This window comes from Sphingopyxis sp. MC1 (assembly GCF_000371385.1).
In the GTDB taxonomy this organism is placed as follows: domain Bacteria; phylum Pseudomonadota; class Alphaproteobacteria; order Sphingomonadales; family Sphingomonadaceae; genus Sphingopyxis; species Sphingopyxis terrae.
Genome location: NZ_AOUN01000004.1, coordinates 151,521 through 173,375, shown reverse-complemented (window position 1 = coordinate 173,375; position 21,855 = coordinate 151,521). Strand labels below are relative to the sequence as shown.

Below are 21,855 nucleotides of genomic sequence, written 5' to 3'. Positions count from 1 at the left end.
CGCAACAGCGGATCGACGAAGGCGGAGCGATCCGGGCGATTTCCCGATCGCGGCACATCATAACCCGCACGTGCCACGACTGGCCGCAAGCCCGCGCGTTCGCGTGGCCGTTAAATTGACTTTAACGGCCTTTGTTTACAGACCTCGGGTCGAAAACATCATCGACGGCCGGGCTTTGGGGGCCCGTCGAGCGGGGGTTGCGATTTGTTTCAGCGTCACGAACCCATCGCGGGTATGTCGGGCAATGCCGCGACCCTGTCGATGTCGCAGGCGATTTCGCTGCGCCGTGCCGCCGACGAATCACCCCGCGCGCTGTCCTGGATCGACGCGCTGCGCGACCGTTTCGCGCATATCGATCTTGTCCCCGACCTTGGCGACAATATCGGATCGGCGGAATGGTGGCGCGGGCTGGCCACGCTCACCTTGCTGTGCGGCACGGCCATATCGACCTTTCCGGGGCTGAAACCGCTCGAGATCGGCGGCGCTCCGGCGCTCGACGCATCGGACTTCAACGAAGCGCGCGCGCAGATGATCGTGCCGATCGCCTATGGCGGCGACACCGGGCGCCATATGGCGGCGACCGACGCGGTACGCCCGCTGGCCCAGACGCCCGAACGGCCGCAGATCGAACTCACCGCGACGCTGGGGCAGGGCGACAGCTTCGCCCGCGTGCTCGAACGCTCGGGCGTCGGCAGCCCCGATGCGCAGGCGATCGCCAGCCAGGTCGCGGGCGCCGTGCCGCTGTCCGATATTGCCGCGGGAACGCGGATCGACCTGATCCTCGGCCGCCGCGCCGCGCGCACGATGCCGCGCCCGGTCGATGCACTCGCGATGCGGGCGCGCTTCGACCTGCGGATCGAGATGGAACGCATCGACGGCCGACTGGTGATGCGCCGCATCCCGATCGCGGTCGACAATACGCCGCTGCGCATCCGCGGCCGGGTCGGCGACAGCCTCTATCGCTCGGCGCGCGCCGCCGGCGCACCGCCCGAGGCGATCCAATCCTATCTGCGCGTGATCAGCCGCCAGATTTCGGTCGGCAGCGATATTCGCGCGTCGGACGAATTCGACATCATCCTCGACCATCGCCGCGCCGAAACGGGCGAGAGCGAGACGGGCAAGCTGCTCTATGCCGGGCTGGTGCGCGGCGGAAAGCCGAAACTGTCGATGATCGAATGGACGGTCGACGGCCGCACCCAATGGTATGAAGCGTCGGGCATCGGGCAGCAGCGCGGCGGCATGGTCCGTCCAACGAACGGCCGCATCACATCGACCTTCGGCATGCGCCGCCACCCGATCCTCGGCTATACGCGCATGCACAGCGGCGTCGATTTCGGCGGCGGCTACGGCGCGCCCATCTATGCGGTCAGCGACGGCGTGGTGACGATCGCGGGGCGGACCGGCGGTTTCGGCAATTATGTGAAACTGAACCATGGCGCCGGTCTCGGCACCGGTTACGGCCATATGAGCCGCATCGCGGTGCGCCCCGGTCAACATGTCAATCGCGGCCAGGTGATCGGCTATATCGGGTCGAGCGGCCTGTCGACCGGCCCGCATCTTCACTATGAAGTCTATCGCAACGGCGTCGCCGTGAACCCGCTGTCGGTCAGCTTCGTGACGCGCGCTCAACTTGAAGGCAAGGCGCTCGCCGACTTCCGTGCCCGCATCCGCCAACTCACCTCGGTCTCGGTCGGCGCCGCGCTGACGCCGGTCGCCACCCGGCCCGCCGAAGGGCCCAAGCTCGGTTCGCTCGCCGACACCGCATCGAAGCGGGCCGGCGAAGGAATCTGACGGCGGCCAATATCCATTTGCCCGGCGGCCAAGCGCCGCTATGCACACGGGCATGACTCACGCCGCTTTCCCCGACCTGCGCCTGCGCCGCACCCGCCGAACCGCCTGGAGCCGCGCGATGGTGCGCGAGACGCAGCTGACCCCCGCCAATCTGATCTGGCCGCTATTCGTCTGTCCGGGCGACGGCGTCGAAGAACCGATCGCCAGCCTGCCCGGCGTGTCGCGATGGTCGGTCGACCTGCTCGTCGCGCGCGCGCGCGATGCGGTCGACGCGGGTATCCCCTGTCTTGCCCTCTTTCCCTATACGCAGCCCGACCGGCGCAGCGAGGACGGCGCCGAAGCGCTCAATCCCGATAATCTGATGTGCCGCGCGACCGCGGCGATCAAGGACGCGCTCGGCGATGCGATCGGCGTGCTGACCGACGTCGCGCTCGATCCCTACACCAGCCACGGGCAGGACGGGCTGATCGACGCGGCAGGCTATGTCCTCAACGAGGAAACGGTCGAGGTGCTGGTCGGCCAGGCGCTCAACCAGGCGCGCGCGGGCGCGGACATCATCGCGCCCAGCGACATGATGGACGGACGCATCGGTGCGATCCGCGAAGCGCTGGAGATCGAGGGCTTCGGCCATGTCCAGATCATGAGCTATGCCGCCAAATATGCGTCGGCCTTCTATGGGCCCTTCCGCGATGCGGTCGGCTCGCGCGGGTTGCTGAAGGGCGACAAGAAAACCTATCAGATGGACCCCGCCAACGTCGAAGAGGCGCTGCGCGAGGTCGAACAGGATCTGGCTGAGGGTGCCGACAGCGTGATGGTCAAGCCGGGCCTGCCCTATCTCGACGTGGTGCGCGCGGTGAAGGACGCTTTCGCGGTGCCGGTCTATGCCTATCAGGTGTCGGGCGAATATGCGATGATCGAGGCGGCCGCCGCGGCAGGTGCGGGCGACCGCGACGCGCTCGTCCTTGAAACCCTGCTTGCCTTCCGCCGCGCCGGCGCGTCGGGGGTTCTGAGCTATCACGCGCTGCACGCGGCGAGGCTGCTCACTGCATGATCGCTTCCGCTTCGCCGCGTCGGCCCCTGTTCGTTCTGACCATATTGGTCGGCAGTTTCCTGCTCTTCCTCGTTCAGCCGATGGTCGCACGCATGGTGTTGCCGCGGCTCGGCGGGGCGCCGGCGGTGTGGAACAGCGCGATGCTCGTCTATCAGGCGCTGCTCCTTGGCGGCTATGCCTATGCGCATTGGCTCGGGCGTTTCGCGGTGCGGCGGCAGGCGATGATCCATCTCGGTCTGCTGCTGGTTGCGGCGCTGTGGCTGCCGGTCGGTCTTGCGCGGATCGCACCGCCGGCACCGGGGCAGGAGGCGTTGTGGGTACCGCTCCTGCTCTTTGCCTCGATCGGACCGGTCTTCTTCGCGGTTTCGGCGCAGGCGCCGTTGATGCAGCGCTGGTTCGCCGCCGATCCGCGCGCCGGCGATCCCTATTTCCTCTATGCGGCCTCGAATCTGGGCAGCTTCGCCGGGCTGATCAGCTATCCCGCGCTCGTCGAACCGCTGTTGCCGCTCGCGAAACAGAGCATCGGCTGGACGCTGGGCTATGTTCTGCTGTTCATGCTGGTTGCGGCCGCCGCCGCGGCGCGCTGGGGGCGCGGCCCGGAAAACGCCCAATCGCCGGACACGGTCGGCGACGAAGCCAGGCCGGACTGGCGGCGACAGCTCCATTGGCTGTTGATCGCCGCCGTTCCGTCGGGCCTGATGCTGTCGACGACCACGCATCTTACGACCGATATCGTCGCGATGCCTTTGCTCTGGGTGTTGCCGCTCGGGCTCTATCTGCTCAGCTTCGTGCTCGCCTTTTCCAGCTGGACGTCGCTGACCAACGTCATCGTGACAATCGCCCCGGCGCTGCTGCTGCTCGTCGGCGGGCAAGCGCTGCTCGGGACGGGCGGCGGAACGATGCTCGTCGCGCTGGCGAGCCTCGTCATGCTGTTCGTCGTCGCGACCGCGCTCCACGGCTATCTCTATTTCCTGCGGCCGGGACCGCGGTATCTGACCCTGTTCTATCTCATCATGTCGGCGGGGGGCGTCCTTGGCGGCGCCTTCGCGGCGCTGGTGGCGCCGCTCGTCTTCAACTGGGTCTATGAGCATCCGGTGCTGGTGCTTGCCGCGGCGATGCTTTTGCCGTTGCCTGCGCTGCTGCCGTGGGAAAAATGGCTGGGACTGCGCCGCCCGCTACCCGTCGTCGCCGCACTGGTCGCGATTGCGGCCTTCGCATCGTGGAAGCTTGTGGCGACCTGGGACGGGACGCTGCACGGCGCGCATGTCGTCTGGGCGGCGATCATCGTGGCGGTCGGTCTGCTCGTCATTCGCTGGCGCTGGGCCTATGTTGCCGTGCTCTTCCTCTTGATGCTCGGATTCGGGGGCGTCCAGACGCTCGAAAAGGGGCGCGACGGGATGCGGGTGCGCAGCTATTTCGGTATCTATACCGTCACCGACGATCGCTATCATCAGCAGCGGCGGCTTGCGCATGGCACGACGCTGCACGGGCTCCAGCGCACGACGCCCGGCCACGAACTCGATCCGACTACCTATTATGGCCATCAGTCGGGGGTCGGCCTGACGCTCGACAGGCTGCCCGAACTCGCCGGGCCGGATGCCGCCGTCGGCATTGTCGGCCTGGGGACGGGCACCTTGTCCTGCTATCGCAAAGCCGGGCAGCACTGGACGATCTTCGAAATCGACCCGGTCATGGCCGATATCGCGCGCGACCCCACCAAATTCACCTTCCTGTCGCGCTGCGCCGCCGATACGCCGATCGTGATCGGCGACGCGCGCTTGCAGATCGCGAAGCTGCCGCCGGCGCGCTTCGATGTGCTGGTCATCGATGCCTTTTCGTCGGACGCGATCCCGCTGCATCTGCTGACGCGTGAAGCGTTCGACGCCTATACGCGCGCGCTGCGCCCCGGCGGTATCCTGCTCGTCCATATCTCGAACCGTTTCTTCGATCTGGAACCCGTGCTTGCCGCCGAGGCGCGAGGGCGCGGGTGGAGCGCGGCGATCCGGCTCGACCCGGGACCGGAGGACAGCGAGTTCGGTGATCTCACCGGATCGAACTGGGTGGCGCTGACGGCGACGCCTGCCCGCCTGGCCCAGTTGACGCATGGCCTCCGCCCCCGTCAGAATGCCGCCGCGAACGACGCCTGGGTCGCGCTGCGTGGCGAGGCGAGGTTTCAGCGCTGGACTGATGATTATGCGTCCACGCTGCCGATACTTCTCTGGGGCAATCTGATCGGGAAACATGAATGACCTACACCGACGTCAGCATCATCAGCGTCAACGGCAAGTCGCCGCAAATCGATCCGAGCGCCTTCATTGCGCCGGGTTGCCGGATCATCGGCGACGTGACGATCGGCCCCGACGTCAGCATCTGGTATAATTGCGTGCTGCGTGCCGACGTCAGCCGCATCGTCGTTGGCGCGCGGTCGAACATCCAGGACGGCAGCGTCGTGCATTGCGACGGCCCGATGCCGGGCCGTCCCGAAGGGTATCCGACGATCATCGGCGACGATGTGCTGATCGGCCATATGGCGATGGTGCATGGTTGCACACTCGCCGACCGCGCCTTCGTCGGACTGAAGGCGACGGTGATGAACGGTTGCCGCATCGGCAGCGACGCGATGCTCGCCGCAGGCGCGCTGCTGACCGAGAACAAGGAGATTCCCGACCGCGAACTATGGGCCGGGTCGCCGGCGCGCCGGGTGCGCGAGATCGGCGACGCGCAGGCGGCGGGAATGCAGATGGGCGTTGCCCACTATGTCCTCAACGGACGGATGCACAAGGCGGCGATCGACGGCTGATTACCGCCTCTGGCCTCAAAGCCGACGCCTATTTCGCTTCGCCGTCCGGAACCGCCAGCCCGTTCTTCAGCATCACCGGCACCTGCGTCAGCGTGAAGAGGAAGGACAGCGCGGTCACGCCCCAGACCTTGATCGTCAGCCAAGTATCGAAACTCATCCGCCCGGCTTCGATCAGCACGTACATCACATGGTTCGCGATGCCGAGCGCGGCGAAGAACAGGCCCCAGTTGCGCGACAGAAGCAGCCAGCCGCGTTCGGTCATCCCGTCGAGCGCCGACTGGAGCAGATATTTGAGCATCGGCTTCTTGAACCACCAGCCGCCGAGCAGCATCAGCGCAAAGACCGCATAGATGATCGTCGGCTTCATCACGATGAATTTGGGATCGTGAAGATAGACCGTCAGCGCGCCGAACCCGATGACGAGGATACCCGACATCCACAGCATCGGCGAAATCCGCCCGAGCTTCCATTTCGAGATGCCCATCGCAACGAGGATCGCGACCATGAAGGCGATCGTGCCCTTGATCGCGCCCGTAGTCGCGGCGAAGGCACCCTGGCCGCCGGCGGTGAACTTGTAGGTCAGGAAAAAGACGAGCAGCGGACCGAAGTCGATCGCGAAGTTCAGCCAGCCATGCTTGGCGGGCGGCGCGGCGGGGACGGGTTCGGGGCCGCCGGGAAGCTGGTCGAGCGGTTCGCTCATCGGATATTTCCTGCAATGATGCCCGCGATCTCGTCGGGGTCGAAGGGGCGCAGATCGTCGATCGTTTCGCCGATGCCGATCGCGTGGATGGGAAGGCCGTGGCGTTCGGCCGCAGCGACGAGGACGCCGCCGCGCGCGGTGCCGTCGAGCTTGGTCATCACGAGCCCGGTCACGCCCGCCACGTCACGGAACACGTCGATCTGCGACAGCGCATTCTGTCCGGTGGTTGCGTCGAGAACGAGCACGACGTCGTGCGGTGCTGCGGGGTTGAGGCGGCCGAGCACGCGCTTGATCTTGGCAAGCTCGTCCATCAGCTCGCGCTTGTTCTGAAGCCGCCCGGCGGTGTCGACGATCAGCACGTCGATGCCTGTCGCGGTCGCCTGCTTGACCGCATCGAACACGATGCCCGCCGCGTCGCCGCCCTCGGGTCCGGTGACGATCGGCACGCCCAGCCGTTCGGCCCAGACCTTGAGCTGGCCGATCGCGGCGGCACGGAAGGTATCGCCGGCGACCAGCATCACGCCATAATCCTGTTCCTGGAACAAATGCGCGAGCTTCGCGATGGTCGTGGTCTTGCCCGATCCGTTGACCCCGATCACCAAAATGACCTGGGGGCGGGGGAAGGCATCGATTTCAAGCGGCTCGGCGACCGGACGCAGCACCGCCGCAATCTCCTCGGCCACGACCCGGCGCAATTCGTCGGTGCCGTTCGCTGCGACGTCGCGGCGTTCGGACAGGCGATCGCGGATACGCGCCGCCATGCCGGGGCCAAGGTCGGCGGTAATCAGCGCTTCCTCGATCCGGTCGAGGTCGTCTTCGTCGAGGCGCGACTTGCCCGTCAGTCCCGCGAGATTTTCGCCAAGCCGTTCCGACGTGCGCCGAAAGCCGCCGAGCAGCCGCTCGCTCCAGCTCGGTCCGCTCATCCCGATATCCTTTCCGCAATCATTCTGTCGCCGTCGCGTGCGCCCGCCCGGACCGGCACGATGGCGCCCGGTTCGGCGGGCGCGGTCAATGTCAGCGCGGCGAAGTTTTCGGCATGGCCGGTTCGGCCGTCGCGCTCGACCAACATGGTCGTTGCCGACCCCGTCAGCCTGTCCAGCCAGGCATGACGCCGCCGCGCATTGGCCTCGCGCAGCCGCGCCGCCCGCTCGCGCGCCATGCCGCGTCCGACTTGCGGCATTCGAGCCGCGGGCGTCCCGCTGCGCGCGCTGTAGGGAAAGATGTGACCGAAAACGATGTCGCAATCGTCGATCAGCGCCAGACTGTTCGCGAACATGGCGGCGTCCTCGGTCGGAAAGCCCGCGATCAGGTCGGCGCCGATCGCGATGGCCGGGCGCGCGGTCTTCAGCCGTTCGACCAGCCGCACGGCATCGGCGCGGCGGTGGCGGCGTTTCATCCGCGTCAGCACCATGTCATCGCCCGCCTGCAGCGAGAGATGAACGTGCGGCATGATCCGCGCCTCCTGCGTCAGCAGCGCGAACAACGCCGCGTCGATGCGGTGCGGATCGAGCGACGACAGGCGGAGCCGTTCGAGGGGCAGGCGCAGCAAGGCTTCGACCAGCGCAGCAAGGCTGGTGCCGCTGTCGTCGCCATAGCTGGCAAGATCGACCCCGGTCAGCACGATCTCGCGCTGGCCGCGGTCTATCGCCGTCCGGGCCGCTGTCAGGATCGATTCGACCGTTGCCGAGCGGGCGGCTCCGCGTGCCAGCACCGTCGCGCAGAAAGTGCAGCTATGCGAACAACCGGTCTGGACGCCCAGAAAGGCGCGGGCGTGGTCGGCGCCGGAGAGGGCGGGGGTGTAGGGAACGGAAGAACGGCCCTTCGACAGGCTCAGGGCGAACGGTGACGGAGGAGCTCCGTCATCCATCTCCGCTCGTGCCGAGCTTGTCGAAGCACCGTTTTCGACTTGGTAGCTTGCCGTTAGTCCCTTCGCATCGTTGGCGACCACCCGCGCACCCATTGCGGCAAAGCGCTCGGCCTCCAGTTCGGCGGCGCAGCCGGTAACGACCACCGCAGTGTCGGGGCGCTCGCGTAGCGCGCGCCGCACGGCCTGGCGGGTCTGGCGCACCGCTTCGTCGGTCACCGCGCAGCTGTTGAACACGATCGTGTCGCGCGCTGTGGCGCGCGTCGCGGCGGCGCGGATCGCTTCGCCTTCGGCCAGGTTCAGCCGGCACCCGAAATTGACGACCTCGACCCGGTCGGCTTCGGCAACGCTCATCCGAATTGCGCCCAGTCGGTCTCGCCCTCGAACACGCGGGTCGCCGCGCCGCTCATCACGATCGGCTCGCCGGGGGACCAGCGGATCACCAGATCGCCGCCGGGCAGCGACACGGTGACGGGCGATTTGACGATGCCGGCGCGGATGGCGGCGACCGCGGTCGCGCACGCGCCCGTGCCGCACGCCTGCGTCAGCCCGACGCCGCGTTCCCAGACGCGAAGCTGAAGCTGATTTTCGCCGTCGAGGCTGGCGACATTGACGTTGACCCGCTCGGGAAACAGGGGGTCGGTCTCGATCCGCGGGCCCAGGTCGCCCAGTGCGACCGCATCGGCTTCGGGGACGAAGAAAATGATGTGCGGATTGCCGACATTGACCGCCGCGCCATGTTCCAGTTCGTCCCAAGCGACGGGCATGTCGCGGGTGTCCATCGGCATGGCGAGCGGAATATGCTCCCAGTCGAAGACGGGTTCACCCAGCACGACTTCGGCGCCGCCGTCGGCGGGGGTCACGCGCAGCATTCCGCCCAGCGTTTCGATGACTGCGGGCTTGCCGATCAGCGTGGCGACGCAGCGCGTCGCATTGCCGCACGCCTCGACCTCGCTGCCATCGGCGTTGAAGATACGCATTTTGACGTCGGCCTTCGACGACGGTTCGAGCAGGATAAGCTGGTCGCAGCCGATGCCGTGGCGGCGATCGGCAATCGCATGCGCCCGCGCCGGCGTCATCTCGACGCTGTTCGCGCGCGCATCGATCACGACGAAGTCGTTGCCGAGGCCATGCATCTTGGTGAAGCGGTCCGCCATAGTCCGCGCATGTAAGGGCGCCGACGGGCGAAGTCTAGCGATGTGGCGGCGTCAGGCCGTCTTGCGCAGCACTTCCTCGTCGCCGGCGGGCGGCGGCGTTTGCGGCAGCGCGGGCGCGCGGAGCAGGCCGCGGTCGGCAAGCAGGCGCGCCGTGTCGTCGGCGGACGCGGCGCGACCGAAGAACCAGCCTTGGCCCTTCGCGCAGCCGAGCCGCGTCAGTTCGATGGCGGTTACTTCGTCTTCGACGCCTTCGGCAGTGATCGGCATGGCGAGGCTTTCGCCGAGGCGCACAATTGCCACCACAATCGCCTGCGCATCGGGGCTGCCGCGCATCGCGGCGACGAAGCTGCGGTCGATCTTGATGCGGTCGAAGGGCAGCGCACGCAGGTGCGACAAGGAACTATAGCCGGTGCCGAAATCGTCGAGGCTGAGCGACACGCCCTGATTCTTGAGGCTGGTGACGATCGAGCGGACGAGCGGCAGATTTTCGAACAGCGAGCTTTCGGTAATCTCGACCTCGAGCTGGCTGGCGGGGTAGCCCGTTTCGACCAGCAGCTTGGTGAGCTTCTGGCTGAACCAGGGGTCCTTGAGCTGTTGCGGAGAAATATTGACCGCGAGAATGATCGACGGATCCCAGCCTTTGGCGATTTCCATCGCGCGGCGGATGACCAGCAGGGACAATTCGCCGATCAGCCCGCTTTCCTCGGCGATCGGGATGAAGCGTTCGGGCGGGATCATACCATATTCGGGCGAATCCCAGCGCATCAGCATTTCGAAGCCGACAAGGCGGCCGGTCGCGATGTCGACCTGCGGTTCGAAAAAGGGAATGAACTCGCCGCGCGGCATGCCTTCGCGGATGCCGTTTTCGATCTGGTTGCGGACCTGGACGGCCATTTCCATGCCCTGCTCGAACCAGCAATAGCGGTTCCGACCCTCGTCCTTGCAGTGATACATCGCGATGTCGGCCTGGCGGATCATGGTTTCCATCGTCATGCTCGCGTCGCTGGCAAGCGCGATGCCGAGCGAGGCGCCGATGCGGATATGCTGCGCATCGTGGGCGACCGAATCCTCGAGCGACGAAACCAGTGCCGCGGCGAGCGCGTCGATGTTGGCGCGCGCGGCGGGCTCGAACGGGATCATCGCTACGAATTCGTCGCCACCGAGCCGCGCCTTGGTCGCATTGGGCGGCAGGATGGCGGTGATTCGCTCGGCCGCGACCTGCAACACGCGGTCGCCCGCGGCGTGGCCGTGGATGTCGTTGACCGTCTTGAAATGGTCGAGGTCGAGCAGGAACAGGGCAACGTTGCGCTTTTCGGCCACGGCGCTGGCGATGAGCTGCTGCCCCGCAACGATCAGCGCGCGGCGGTTCAGAAAGCCCGTCAGCGGATCGGTGTCGGCCAGATAGCGCGCGCGCTGTTCGGCCTCGGTGCGCTCGCGAATCTCGCGGTTGAGGTCTTCGTAACGGCGCCAGCCGAACAGGATCAGCGCAACATTCAGGATCAGCGCCGCCGACAAGACCTTGTCCGGCCCGCCGCCGATGCCGATCAGCGTCTGCACCACCGCCTGCATCACATTGCCGCCGGTGCCGACGAACATCACGATCGCGGCGACGACGATTCCCCCTGCGATCATGTCGCGTCGGGCGTCCTCGCTACGGTTTCGCGGCTTCATCGTCGAATTCATGCTATAGTCCCCACCATTCGCCGCATATGCCGGCAAAGCGGTGAAATTTGCGTTAAGTGGCGCTTGGTTGCGATCGCGAAGCCAGCGGGCGGTCCGACTTGCCTTTGTGGGCGATCTCGCCTAAGGAGCCGCCGTTCGCCCATTGGATTCGGGTGGGCATATCGACATCCGCGACGGAATTTCTGTCCACGGATAGCCGCTGGTTGGCGAGGTTTCGCTCACCGGCGTGTTTTGCGTTGCGGATCGAGAGAAGGGTTTGGAAGCGCATGTTCGACAGTCTGAGCAATCGGCTTGGCGATGTTTTCGGGAAGCTCCGCGGCCGCGGTGCGCTGACCGAGGCTGACGTGCGCGCGGCGATGCGCGAAGTGCGCATCGCACTGCTCGAAGCCGACGTCGCGCTGCCCGTGGTGCGCAGCTTCGTCGACCAGGTCACCGAACTTGCGGTCGGTCAGAATGTCCTGCGCTCGGTCACGCCGGGGCAGCAGGTCGTCAAGATCGTCAGCGACGCGCTGACCGAAATGCTCGGCTCCGAAGCTGCCGAACTCGACCTTGCCGTCACGCCGCCCGCCGTTGTGATGATGGTCGGCCTTCAGGGGTCGGGCAAAACGACGACGACCGCGAAGATCGCGAAGCGGCTGAAGGACAAGGAGCGCAAGAAGGTGCTGATGGCGTCGCTCGACGTCAATCGTCCCGCCGCGCAGGAACAGCTCGCCGTCCTCGGTAGCCAGATCGACGTCGCGACCTTGCCGATCATCGCCGGGCAGCAGCCGGTCGAGATTGCGCAGCGCGCCATGCAGGCGGCGAAGCTTCAGGGCTTCGACGTGTTGATGCTCGATACCGCGGGCCGCCTCCACGTCGATCAGCAATTGATGGACGAGATGCAGGCGGTGTCGCGCACGGCGAATCCGGCCGAAACGCTGCTCGTCGTCGACAGCCTGACCGGTCAGGACGCGGTGCAGGTCGCGCAGCGCTTCACCGAACAGGTGCCGCTGACCGGCGTCGTGCTCACCCGTATGGACGGCGATGCGCGCGGCGGCGCCGCGCTGTCGATGCGCGCCGTCACCGGCAAGCCGATCAAATTCGCCGGCACCGGCGAAAAGCTTGACGGTCTTGAAGTCTTCCAGCCCTCGCGCATCGCGGGCCGCATCCTCGGCATGGGCGACGTCGTCAGCCTCGTCGAACGCGCCGCCGAGACGATTCAGGCCGAAGAGGCCGAGGCGATGGCGAAGAAGATGGCGAAGGGTCAGTTCGACCTCGACGATCTTCGCACGCAATTGAACCAGATGCGCCGCATGGGCGGACTGGGTGCGCTGGCGGGCATGATCCCCGGCCTGAAAAAAGCACAGGCGGCGATGGCGCAGAGCGGCACCGACGACAAGGTGCTGGTCCATTTCGACGCGATCATGGGCTCGATGACGCCAAAGGAACGCGCGAAGCCCGAAATTATCAATGCGAAGCGCAAGATCCGCATTGCCAACGGGTCGGGTACCACGGTGCAACAGGTGAACAAGGTGCTGAAAATGCATCAGGAAATGTCCACCGCGATGAAGAAGATTCGCAAGATGGGCGGCCTCAAGGGCCTTGGCGCCCTCCTCGGCCGCGGCGGCGGTATCCCCGGAATGGGCGGCGGCGGCGGTGCCGGCGGACTGCCCGGCCTTGGCGGTGCCGGACTTCCGCCCGATCTCGCCAATCTGCTGAACAAGAAGAAATAACCCGGAAAATCAAAGTCAAAGTTAGAAAGTCAGAAGGAAAATATCATGGCTACCACCATTCGCCTTTCGCGCGGCGGTTCGAAAAAGCGCCCCTATTACAAGATCGTCGTTGCCGATTCGCGCAGCCCGCGCGACGGCCGTTTCATCGAACGCATCGGCAGCTACAACCCGCTGCTCGGCAAGGATAATCCGGACCGCGTCAAGCTCGACGCCGAACGCGCGAAGCATTGGGTTTCGGTTGGCGCGCAGCCGACCGACCGCGTCGCCCGCTTCCTCGACGCCGCAGGCGTGAAGGAACGTTCGGCCCGCAACAACCCGAACAAGGCTGTCCCGGGCGAGAAGGCCAAGGAACGCGCCGAAGAAAAGGCCGCGAAGCTGGCCGAGGCCGAAGAAGCTGCGGCGGCCGCCGCTGCGGCTCCGGCTCCGGCCGAAGAAGCTGCTCCCGAAGCCGCTGAATCGGATGCGACCGGCTCGGTGAAGAGCGAAGAAACCGCCGAAGCGGTCGCCGACGCGGTTGCCGAGGAAGTTCCGGCCGACGCGAGCGCCGATGACGCGGCTGCGATCGCCGAAGAAGTTGCCGAAGGCGGCCCCGTCGCCGAAGCCGGCGAAGAAAAGGCCGAAGGCTAAACCCTTGGCCGCCGCCGATCGTCCCGTCACCCTGGCCGCCATTGCCGGCGCGCACGGGGTCCGGGGTGAGGTGCGGCTCAAATTGTTCGGTGAAGGCGCGGAGGCTCTCCGCGCCTTTTCCGTTTTCGACGCCGGCGCCCGCAAGCTGACGCTGAAATCGGTACGCCCCGCCAATCAGGGGGCGGTGGCAAGCTTTGCCGAAATCGCCGATCGCAGCGCCGCCGAAGCGCTGCGCGGTGCGGTGCTGACCGTCCCGCGCTCGGCGCTGCCGTCGCTCGCGCCGGGGGAATATTATCATCACGACCTGATCGGCCTGCCCTGCGTTTCGACCGACGGCGAGGCCGTCGGTCATGTCGTGGCGGTCGAGAATTTCGGCGCCGGCGACATATTGGAAATCGAACGTCCGGCCGAAGCGGGGCAAAGGCCGAAGCGCTTCATGGTGCCGATGACCGCGCAGGCGGTTCCTGCCTGGAACGCTGAGGGCGTGACCGTAGCGGCGGCCTTCGTCGAATAGGCGTCGGCGCAAGGGCTTGGCGTTCGCTGCCGGGGCGTCTAGCCTGACCGCCCGCCAACCAGAGAGAGGTCCGCAGAAAGGTCCATGTTCGCTCCCCTGATCCTGTCGCTCGTCCTTGCGGTGCAGTCCGTTCCGGCACAGACCACGCAACTGCCCCCGCCGCCGCCGCCCGTTCCGGCGGCCGTGACGCCCCCGGTCGAGGTCGCGGCGCCCGACACGCGGCCTTATGTCGCGCTCAAGACCGACGCAGGCACGATCGTCGTTCGGCTGGAGGACAAGCGGGCGCCGATCACCAGCGCCAATTTCCTCCGCTATGTCGACAGCAAGCGGATGGACGGGTTCAAATTCTATCGCACGACGCGCAGCTGGGGTGAAGGAAACAAGCTGATCCAGGCGGGCAACCGCGGCGACCCGCGAACCAACTTTCCGCCGATCGCGCATGAGCCGACGACGAAAACCGGCCTTACCAATTGCGACGGCGCGCTGGTGATGGCGCATTTGCGCCCGGGCGATGCGACGACCGATTTCTTTTTGCTGTTGTCCGACATCAAGGGCTTCGACGCCGACGCGCCCGGCGGCGATGGAGCGGGTTTCGCGGTATTCGGCGAGATTGCTTCGGGGCGCGACGTGGCGGAAAAAATCTTCGCGATGCCGGTTTCCGAGACCGCGGGCGAGGGGGTGATGCGCGGCCAGATCCTCGATCCCGCCGTGACCATCCTGTCGGCGCGCCGCGTTCCGGCGCCTGCCGATGCGCCGAAGGGCTGCGTGGTGAAGGCGCCCGCGGTTCCGGCGCCGTGACGCCCCAGAGTGCCGCCGGACGATTTGGTTCGCGAAGCCGACGAAAGACATGATCATTTATTTTGCGTTCATCTGCGCTGTGGCTATACCGCGCCCATGACTCAGCGCCCTTCCTCTCGCGCCGCCGTGCGCCTGATCGCCGCCGCCCTCGTGATTTCGCCGCTGCTCGCGGCCTGCGCCGGCGGGGGTGGGGTCAAGAAGGACACGCGCTACGTCGCGCGTGACGTGAATACGCTCTATCGCGCCGCGCAGGATCGTCTCGACCGCGGCCAGTACAAGATTGCCGCGGCGCTGTTCGACGAGGTCGAGCGCCAGCACCCCTATTCGCCTTGGGCGCGCCGGGCGCAGCTGATGAGCGCCTTTTCCTATTATATGGACCGCGAATATACTCCGTCGATCGAATCGGCGCAGCGTTTCCTGTCGATCCACCCCGGCAACAAGGATGCGCCTTACGCCTATTATCTGATCGCGCTCAGCTATTATGAGCAGATCAGCGACGTGACCCGCGACCAGAAGATCACGCAGCAGGCGCAGGCCGCGCTGGGCGAGATTGTGCGTCGCTATCCCGATAGCCGCTACGCCGCCGATGCGCGGCTGAAGCTCGATCTTGTTCGCGACCATCTGGCCGGCAAGGAGATGGAAATCGGCCGCTTTTACGAGCGCAGCTCGAACTGGCTCGCGGCCTCGATCCGCTTCCGCGAAGTCGTCGACAAATATCAGACGACCAGCCACGCGCCCGAGGCGCTGTTCCGACTGACCGAATGCTATCTCGCGCTCGGCGTTCCCGAAGAGGCGAAGAAGTCGGCGGCCGTCCTCGGCGCCAATTATCCCGGCAGCAAATGGTACGAGCGCGCGTACAAGCTGATGGAAAAGCACGCGCCCAGCGCCTGATGCATCGCGCGATAGATTCGCGCTTTGTTCTATTGTAAGGCGGGGCCGGATGCTGACCGCGCTGTCCATATCGAATATCGTTCTGATCGAACGGCTCGACCTCGATTTCGAGGGCGGGCTGGGCGTGCTCACGGGCGAAACCGGCGCCGGCAAGTCGATCCTGCTTGACGCGCTGGGGCTTGCGCTGGGCGCGCGCGCCGACACGGCGTTGGTGCGGCAGGGCAGCGACCGGGCGCAGATCACCGCCAGCTTTGCGCCGCCGGCAGCAGGCACGCCGCTCGCCGCGCTGCTCGCCGACAATGATGTCGTACTGGAAGATGGCGAACCGCTGCTCATCCGCCGCACCGTCAAGGCCGACGGCGGCAGCCGCGCCTTTCTGAACGATCAGCCCTGTTCGGCGGCGCTGCTGCGCGAAGTCGGCAGCTATCTGGTCGAAATTCACGGGCAGCATGACGATCGCGGCCTGCTCGCGCCCGCGGGGCATCGCGCACTGCTCGATGCCTATGCGCGCGCCGATGCAGGCGCGGTGGCGGCGGCGCATGCCAGCTGGCGCAGCGCCGAGGAGCGGCTGGCAGCCGCGCGCGCCGCGATTGCCGAGGCCGAACGCGACCGCGAATGGCTGGAGCATTGTGTTGCCGAGTTGCGAACGCTGGCGCCGCAGCCGGGCGAAGAGGCCGAACTCGCCGAGGCGCGCGCCGCGATGCAGAAGGGCGAGCGGATTGCGGGCGACCTTTCCACGATCATGGAGGCATTCGACGGCAGCGCCGGCGGTCCCGCCCTGCTGCGCGGTGCCGCGCGGCGGCTCGATAGGCTGGCGGGCGACCATCCGCTGCTTGCCGAAGCGCTCGCCAGTCTCGATCGCGCGATCATCGATGCCGACGATGCCGAAGCCAAGCTGCATGAGGCGGCACGCGCCCTTGAATATGATCCCGACCGGCTCGAAGCGACCGAGACGCGGCTGTTCGAACTGCGCGCAATGGCGCGCAAGCATGGCGTCCAGCCCGACGAACTGGCCGCGCTGACGGACGATCTCGCCGCGCGGCTCGACGCGATCGAAGGCGGCAGCGCGGGGCTTGCCCGGCTCGAAGCGGCGGTCGCCGAAAGTGCCGCCGCCTACACCCATGCCGCGACCGCGCTGTCGGATCAGCGGACGAAGGCCGCGGCGCGGCTCGATGCGGCGGTGGCCGGCGAACTGGCGCCGCTCAAGCTCGATGCCGCGCGCTTCCGGACGCTCGTCGAACGCCTGCCTGCCGAGCGTTGGGGTGCGGACGGTATCGACCGCGTCGAATTTCTGATCGCGACCAATCCCGGCGCACCCTTTGCTCCGCTCGCCAAAATTGCCTCGGGCGGCGAATTGTCGCGCTTCATCCTCGCGCTGAAGGTTGCACTTGCCGAAGAGGGCGGGGCCGACACGATCATCTTTGACGAGATCGACCGCGGCGTCGGGGGCGCGGTGGCGAGCGCGATCGGCGAGCGGCTGGCACGGCTTGCCAGCGGAAGCGGACAGGGCGCGGGCAAGCAATTGCTCGCGGTGACGCACAGCCCGCAGGTCGCCGCCAAGGGCGCGACGCATTTCATGATCGCCAAGTCGAGCGAAGGAACGGTGACGCGCACCGGCGTCCGCGCGCTCGACGAAGCGGGGCGCCGCGAAGAAATCGCCCGGATGCTGTCGGGGGCCGAAGTGACCGCGGAGGCGCGGGCGCAGGCAGACCGGCTGCTGGAGGTCGCGGGGTGAGCGCGCACCCCCTCGACCGGCCGATCCGAAGCATCCTGACCGGCCGACAGGCGCATCTGGCACAGGGCGATGCGCGGGCGGTGCGGATCGATCGGGATTACGGCCCGTTCGGTGCCGCTTCCGACACCGGCGCGGCGGCGCAAGCCGCACTCGCGGCGCTTGTTCCTGAGGGTGGCGAACTGTGGCTGGTCGAAGGCGAGGCTTGGCCTCTGCCGCCGGGAACTCGCGAGGTAAAGCGCGCCATTCTGACGCAGATGGTTGCGGAAGGACCGCCGCCCGAACCGCGCGCGGACGATCCCCTCATCGTGCCGCTGGGCGAGGCCGATGCGGCTGAAATGACCACGCTTGCCGAGCATGCGAAGCCGGGGCCGTGGGGGCCGAAGACGCATCTATATGGCCCCTTCTTCGGCGTACGCGAAGAGGGGCGCCTGCTTGCGATGGCGGGGCAACGGATGCTTGTTCCCGGCATGGCGGAGGTCAGCGGCGTCGCGACCTGGGCCGATTGCCGCGGACGCGGACTGGCGCGTGCGTTGATCGGCCATGTCATGCGCGCGATGGCGCAGCGCGGCGAGACGCCCTTTCTGCACAGCTATGCCGACAATGAAGGCGCGATCGCACTGTATGAATCGCTTGGCTTTCGGGAGCGGCGACAGGTGCACGTGCTGGTGATTGCACGGTGATGGACAGACGCACCCATCTTGCCGCGCTCGCGACTTTCGCAGCAGCAGTTCTGGCACCGCGCGACCTGCTGGCCTTGGAGACGATCATGGACGAAGAACAGCCCCATTATGGCCTGATCGGCCAGATGATCGCGCAGCCCGGCCAGCGCGCTGCGCTTGCCGCGATCCTGACCGAGGATACAGACGCGATGCCCGGCAATTTCACCTATCTGGTCGGCGAAGACAGCGCCAATCCGGACGCGCTGTGGATCGTCGAGCTTTGGGCTGACAAGGATGCCCATGCCGCGTCGCTGCAATTGCCGTCGGTGCAGGCGGCGATCGCGAAAGGGCGACCGCTGATTGCGGGATTTGGCGCTCGCGCCGAGTTCAGGCCGATTGCATCCCCTCTGCGCTGAGCGATGGCGAGCGGGGCGATGCAAAGCGGCTTGCCGATTTCGCTCGCGGTGATATCCAATTTCCATTGGGGAGGGGGCTATCATGCTGAAATCGATTTTATCCGCGCGCACCAAGGGCTTGATGGCGCTCGCGGCCCTGCTGCTGTTTGCCGTGCCGACGGCGGCACAGGCGGCAAAATGGTATGTCGACAACACACTGGGCGAAGTGAAGCCCGAGGAAAAGAAGGCGCCCGCGACGCCGCGGCCGGTCCAACTGATCTTTGAGTTTCAGCGCGATGGCGCGCCCAACCCGCGCGCGACCAAGGAAGTCAAACCCTGGATCATCGAAGCGCTGCAAAAGAGCGGCGCGTTCAGCGAGGTGCTCGAGACTCCCGTCGCCGGCGGCGCCGTGCTCAGCGTCACTTTCAACAATATCGTCAAGAAGGAAGATGTCGACAAGGCGAAGAAAGACGGCTTTCGCGCCGGGCTCGGCTTCGGGCTGTTCGGTGGCGTCGTCGCGACCGACCGCTATGACGTGACCTTCGAATATCTGCCGGGCGAGGGCGCCGCGTCGATCAAGACGCTGGTTCAGCACGCATTGCACATGAAATATGGCAAGAAGGACGTCGAAATTCCGGGGACGCAGGTCAAGAATGTGACCGAGGCGGTGAAGACGGTGGTGCGTCAGGCGACGGATCGCGGCGTCAACAATCTCGTCTCCGATCCCGCTTTCCCGCAATAGATGGCCTGGCGGCGGCTCGCCTTTTTCGCCGCGACGACAGCCCTTCTTGCGCTGGCGGGCTGCGTCCATGCGCAGATCGACGACACGGCGCCGTCGATCGAGACGCTGAAGTCGCTGCGTGCGGCAAAGGTTCCGCCGATCGCGCTCGGTCCTTTCGTCGATGCGGGCGGGCAGGCACCCATTGCGCGCGCCGTTATCATTCGCGGCTCGACGCTCAGCCCGCCGAAGGGGGCCAGCTTCGCCGAATTTCTGGGCATGAGCTTCGAAAAGGAACTGCGAGCGGCGGGGCGCTTCGATGCAAGCGCGCCGGTCGCGATCGCGGGGCGGCTGATCGAAAGCCGGGCCGGCGAGTCTCATGCGTCGCTGGGTGTGCGCATCACGGTGCTACGCGGCGAAGGGCCGGGCTTTTCGAAGGACTATCGAGTCGAGACGCGCTGGAAGGGTGATTTTATCGGCGCCATCGCTATCCCCGAGGCGTTCCGGCAGTATAATGCGCTCTATCCCTTGCTCGTGCGGCAGGTCTTCGCCGACCCCGCCCTGTTGGAAGCTTTGAAATCGCCGTGACCACTGAAGCCGACGCCGCCAACGAACTGATGCGTCTCGCCAGGACGATCGCCCATCACAACAATCGTTACCATGCCGAGGATGCGCCGGAGATTTCGGACGCCGAATACGACGCGCTCGTCCGTCGCAATAACGAGCTTGAAGCCGCCTTTCCGCACCTGATCCGTGCCGACAGCCCGAACCGACTGATCGGTGCGGCGGTCGAGGCATCGCCGCTCGCCAAGGTCGCCCATGCGGTGCGGATGATGAGCCTCGACAATGCTTTCGCGGCCGAGGATGTCGAGGAATTCGCCGCGCGCGTGCGGCGTTTCCTGAACCTTCCGGGCGATGCCGTGGTGGCGATGACCGCCGAGGACAAGATCGACGGCCTGTCCTGCTCGCTGCGCTACGAAAAGGGCAGGCTGGTGCAGGCCGCAACGCGCGGCGACGGGACGGTGGGCGAGGATGTCACCGCCAATGTGCGGCATATCGCGGATATTCCGCAGGAGTTGCCGGGGGACGCCCCCGACGTTTTCGAGATTCGCGGCGAAGTCTATATGTCGAAATCGGATTTTTCGGCGCTCAACGAACGGTTGATGGAGGAGGGGCGGGCGCTCGCCGAACAGCGCGAACAGATATTCGATCCCGCCACCGTCCGCCAGTTCGCCAACCCGCGCAACGCCGCGGCGGGATCGCTGCGCCAGAAGGACGCGAGCGTCACTGCGGCGCGCCCGCTGCGTTTCCTTGCGCATGGCTGGGGCGAGGTAAGCGCGCTTACCGCCGATACCCAGTTCGGCGTCATGCATGCGCTCGCGGGCTGGGGCGTTCCGGTGTCGCCGCTGCTCGCGCGCTGCGACAGCGTCGCCGATCTGCTCGCCCATTATGCCGAGATCGAGCGGCGGCGCGCCGACATGCCCTATGATATCGACGGCGTCGTCTACAAGGTCGACCGGCTCGACTGGCAGGCACGGCTCGGCTTCGTCGCCAAGGCGCCGCGCTGGGCCATCGCGCATAAATTCCCCGCCGAGCGCGCGCAGACGACGCTCGAGGCGATCGACATCCAGGTCGGCCGGACGGGTAAGCTCACCCCCGTCGGGCGCCTCACCCCCGTTACCGTCGGCGGCGTCGTCGTCTCGAACGTGACATTGCACAATCGCGACGAGATCGCACGGCTCGGTGTCCGGCCGGGGGACCGCATCGTCGTCCAGCGCGCGGGCGACGTGATTCCGCAAGTGGTCGACAATCTCACCCGCGACACGCCGCGCGACCCCTATATCTTCCCCGACCATTGCCCCGTCTGCGGCAGCGAAGCGGTTGCCGAGGAGGGCGAGGTCGATGTCCGCTGCACCGGCGGGCTGATCTGCGCGGCGCAGAAGTTCGAGCGGCTGCGCCACTTCGTCAGCCGCGGTGCGCTCGACATCGAGGGGCTGGGCGAGAAGAGTATTCAGGAATTCATGGATCTCTGCTGGCTCGACAAGGGACCGGCCGACATCTTCCGCTTGAAGGCGCACCGGGACGAACTGCTCGGACGGGAAGGGTGGAAGGAAACATCGGTCGACAAGATGATTGCCGCAATCGAGGCAAAGCGGCAGCCCGACGCCGCGCGGCTGCTGTTCGGGCTCGGCATCCGGCATATCGGCGCGGTGACCGCGCGCGATCTGCTCAAGGGGATCGGCGACATCCGGCGATTGCCCGAAAAGGCCGAGCAATTGCGGGCCTGGACCGAGGCGAACCCGCAAGATCCGGACGAATCCGACGGCAAATATGCAAGCCGCAAACTCGACGCAATCAAGGCCATCCTCGAAGTGCGCGCCGACGGCATCGGCCCCGCGGTCGCCGAGGCGCTGAGCGATTTCTTCCATGAGCCGCACAACCGCGCGCTCTGGGACGATCTGTTCAGCGAAGTGTCGCCGCCGCTCTACGTCGTCGAAACCCGCGAGAGCGAGGTGTCGGGCAAGACGGTCGTATTTACCGGCAAACTCGAGACGATGAGCCGCGACGAAGCGAAGGCGCAGGCCGAGGCGCTCGGCGCCAAGGCGGCGGGGTCGGTGAGTGCCAAGACCGACCTGGTGGTCGCCGGGCCGGGCGCGGGGTCGAAGCTCAAGCAGGCGGCCGCACTCGGCATCAGGGTGATCGACGAGGCGCAGTGGGCGGAAATTGTGGCGGCGGCGGGATAGCACCGCGGGACATATG

General features: G+C 66.5%; 20 protein-coding genes. 15 read left to right on the top strand and 5 right to left on the bottom strand.

Annotation, left to right across the window (positions count from 1 at the left end):
* The first annotated feature begins 234 nt into the window (after positions 1-234).
* From EBMC1_RS18925 to EBMC1_RS07615, 4 genes are read left to right on the top strand one after another with little or no spacing between them, the layout of a single operon-like run.
* Positions 235-1,791 (top strand): M23 family metallopeptidase, encoded by a 1,557-nt coding sequence (locus tag EBMC1_RS18925; RefSeq protein WP_003043054.1) that lies wholly within the window; start codon positions 235-237, stop codon positions 1,789-1,791.
* Between the two features lie 52 nt (positions 1,792-1,843).
* A complete protein-coding gene (hemB, locus tag EBMC1_RS07625; protein WP_040589810.1) occupies positions 1,844-2,842 on the top strand; it encodes a porphobilinogen synthase in 999 nt (332 codons plus the stop codon).
* The gene (locus tag EBMC1_RS07620) at positions 2,839-5,091 is read left to right on the top strand and encodes a fused MFS/spermidine synthase (RefSeq protein ID WP_003043048.1); all 2,253 of its coding nucleotides are present in this window, start codon (positions 2,839-2,841) and stop codon (positions 5,089-5,091) included. The genes hemB and EBMC1_RS07620 overlap by 4 nt, the downstream gene beginning before the upstream one ends.
* Positions 5,088-5,642, top strand: coding sequence for a gamma carbonic anhydrase family protein (locus EBMC1_RS07615; RefSeq protein WP_003043046.1), 555 nt, complete (start codon positions 5,088-5,090; stop codon positions 5,640-5,642). Before EBMC1_RS07620 ends, EBMC1_RS07615 begins: the two co-directional genes overlap by 4 nt.
* 28 nt (positions 5,643-5,670) lie before the next feature.
* On the opposite strand, the gene EBMC1_RS07610 is transcribed toward EBMC1_RS07615, so the two are convergent.
* Genes EBMC1_RS07610 through EBMC1_RS07590 form a run of 5 tightly spaced genes read right to left on the bottom strand, consistent with a single transcriptional unit; the run spans position 5,671 to position 11,046 of the window.
* Complete coding sequence (locus EBMC1_RS07610; protein WP_003043044.1) at positions 5,671-6,342, bottom strand: inner membrane-spanning protein YciB; 672 nt, start codon at positions 6,340-6,342, stop codon at positions 5,671-5,673.
* Positions 6,339-7,265, bottom strand: coding sequence for a signal recognition particle-docking protein FtsY (ftsY, locus tag EBMC1_RS07605; RefSeq protein ID WP_003043042.1), 927 nt, complete (start codon positions 7,263-7,265; stop codon positions 6,339-6,341). Before ftsY ends, EBMC1_RS07610 begins: the two co-directional genes overlap by 4 nt.
* Complete coding sequence (locus EBMC1_RS07600; RefSeq protein WP_003043041.1) at positions 7,262-8,560, bottom strand: MiaB/RimO family radical SAM methylthiotransferase; 1,299 nt, start codon at positions 8,558-8,560, stop codon at positions 7,262-7,264. Before EBMC1_RS07600 ends, ftsY begins: the two co-directional genes overlap by 4 nt.
* Positions 8,557-9,363 carry a diaminopimelate epimerase gene (dapF, locus tag EBMC1_RS07595; RefSeq protein WP_003043039.1) on the bottom strand — a complete coding sequence of 269 codons (807 nt, stop codon included), beginning with the start codon at positions 9,361-9,363 and terminating at the stop codon, positions 8,557-8,559. Before dapF ends, EBMC1_RS07600 begins: the two co-directional genes overlap by 4 nt.
* Positions 9,364-9,414: 51 nt before the next feature.
* Positions 9,415-11,046, bottom strand: a complete 1,632-nt coding sequence (locus EBMC1_RS07590; RefSeq protein WP_003043036.1) for a putative bifunctional diguanylate cyclase/phosphodiesterase — start codon at positions 11,044-11,046, stop codon at positions 9,415-9,417.
* Between the two features lie 266 nt (positions 11,047-11,312).
* Here EBMC1_RS07590 and ffh point away from each other — a divergent pair, with 266 nt between their 5' ends.
* The 11 genes from ffh (at position 11,313) to ligA (ending at position 21,839) form a co-directional block, all read left to right on the top strand.
* The gene (ffh, locus tag EBMC1_RS07580; RefSeq protein ID WP_003043033.1) at positions 11,313-12,758 is read left to right on the top strand and encodes a signal recognition particle protein; all 1,446 of its coding nucleotides are present in this window, start codon (positions 11,313-11,315) and stop codon (positions 12,756-12,758) included.
* A gap of 45 nt (positions 12,759-12,803) precedes the next feature.
* Positions 12,804-13,385, top strand: coding sequence for a 30S ribosomal protein S16 (gene rpsP, locus EBMC1_RS07575; RefSeq protein ID WP_003043030.1), 582 nt, complete (start codon positions 12,804-12,806; stop codon positions 13,383-13,385).
* Positions 13,386-13,389: 4 nt separating this feature from the next.
* Complete coding sequence (rimM, locus tag EBMC1_RS07570; protein WP_003043027.1) at positions 13,390-13,899, top strand: ribosome maturation factor RimM; 510 nt, start codon at positions 13,390-13,392, stop codon at positions 13,897-13,899.
* 84 nt (positions 13,900-13,983) lie between these two features.
* Positions 13,984-14,697: a peptidylprolyl isomerase gene (locus tag EBMC1_RS07565; RefSeq protein WP_003043024.1), complete on the top strand. Its 714-nt coding sequence runs from the start codon at positions 13,984-13,986 to the stop codon at positions 14,695-14,697.
* 96 nt (positions 14,698-14,793) lie between these two features.
* Complete coding sequence (locus tag EBMC1_RS07560; protein WP_040589805.1) at positions 14,794-15,588, top strand: outer membrane protein assembly factor BamD; 795 nt, start codon at positions 14,794-14,796, stop codon at positions 15,586-15,588.
* A gap of 49 nt (positions 15,589-15,637) precedes the next feature.
* The gene (recN, locus tag EBMC1_RS07555; protein ID WP_003043019.1) at positions 15,638-17,323 is read left to right on the top strand and encodes a DNA repair protein RecN; all 1,686 of its coding nucleotides are present in this window, start codon (positions 15,638-15,640) and stop codon (positions 17,321-17,323) included.
* A complete protein-coding gene (locus tag EBMC1_RS07550) occupies positions 17,320-18,003 on the top strand; it encodes a GNAT family N-acetyltransferase (RefSeq protein WP_003043014.1) in 684 nt (227 codons plus the stop codon). The genes recN and EBMC1_RS07550 overlap by 4 nt, the downstream gene beginning before the upstream one ends.
* On the top strand, positions 18,003-18,398 hold the full coding sequence (locus EBMC1_RS07545; protein ID WP_003043012.1) for a putative quinol monooxygenase: 396 nt from the start codon (positions 18,003-18,005) through the stop codon (positions 18,396-18,398). The genes EBMC1_RS07550 and EBMC1_RS07545 overlap by 1 nt, the downstream gene beginning before the upstream one ends.
* An 82-nt stretch (positions 18,399-18,480) precedes the next feature.
* Positions 18,481-19,119, top strand: coding sequence for a hypothetical protein (locus EBMC1_RS07540; RefSeq protein ID WP_003043011.1), 639 nt, complete (start codon positions 18,481-18,483; stop codon positions 19,117-19,119).
* Entirely contained in the window at positions 19,120-19,683 is a 564-nt protein-coding gene (locus EBMC1_RS07535; RefSeq protein WP_003043009.1) for a hypothetical protein, read from the top strand.
* 29 nt (positions 19,684-19,712) lie between these two features.
* Entirely contained in the window at positions 19,713-21,839 is a 2,127-nt protein-coding gene (gene ligA / locus EBMC1_RS07530; RefSeq protein WP_051066380.1) for an NAD-dependent DNA ligase LigA, read from the top strand.
* Positions 21,840-21,855: the final 16 nt, after the last annotated feature.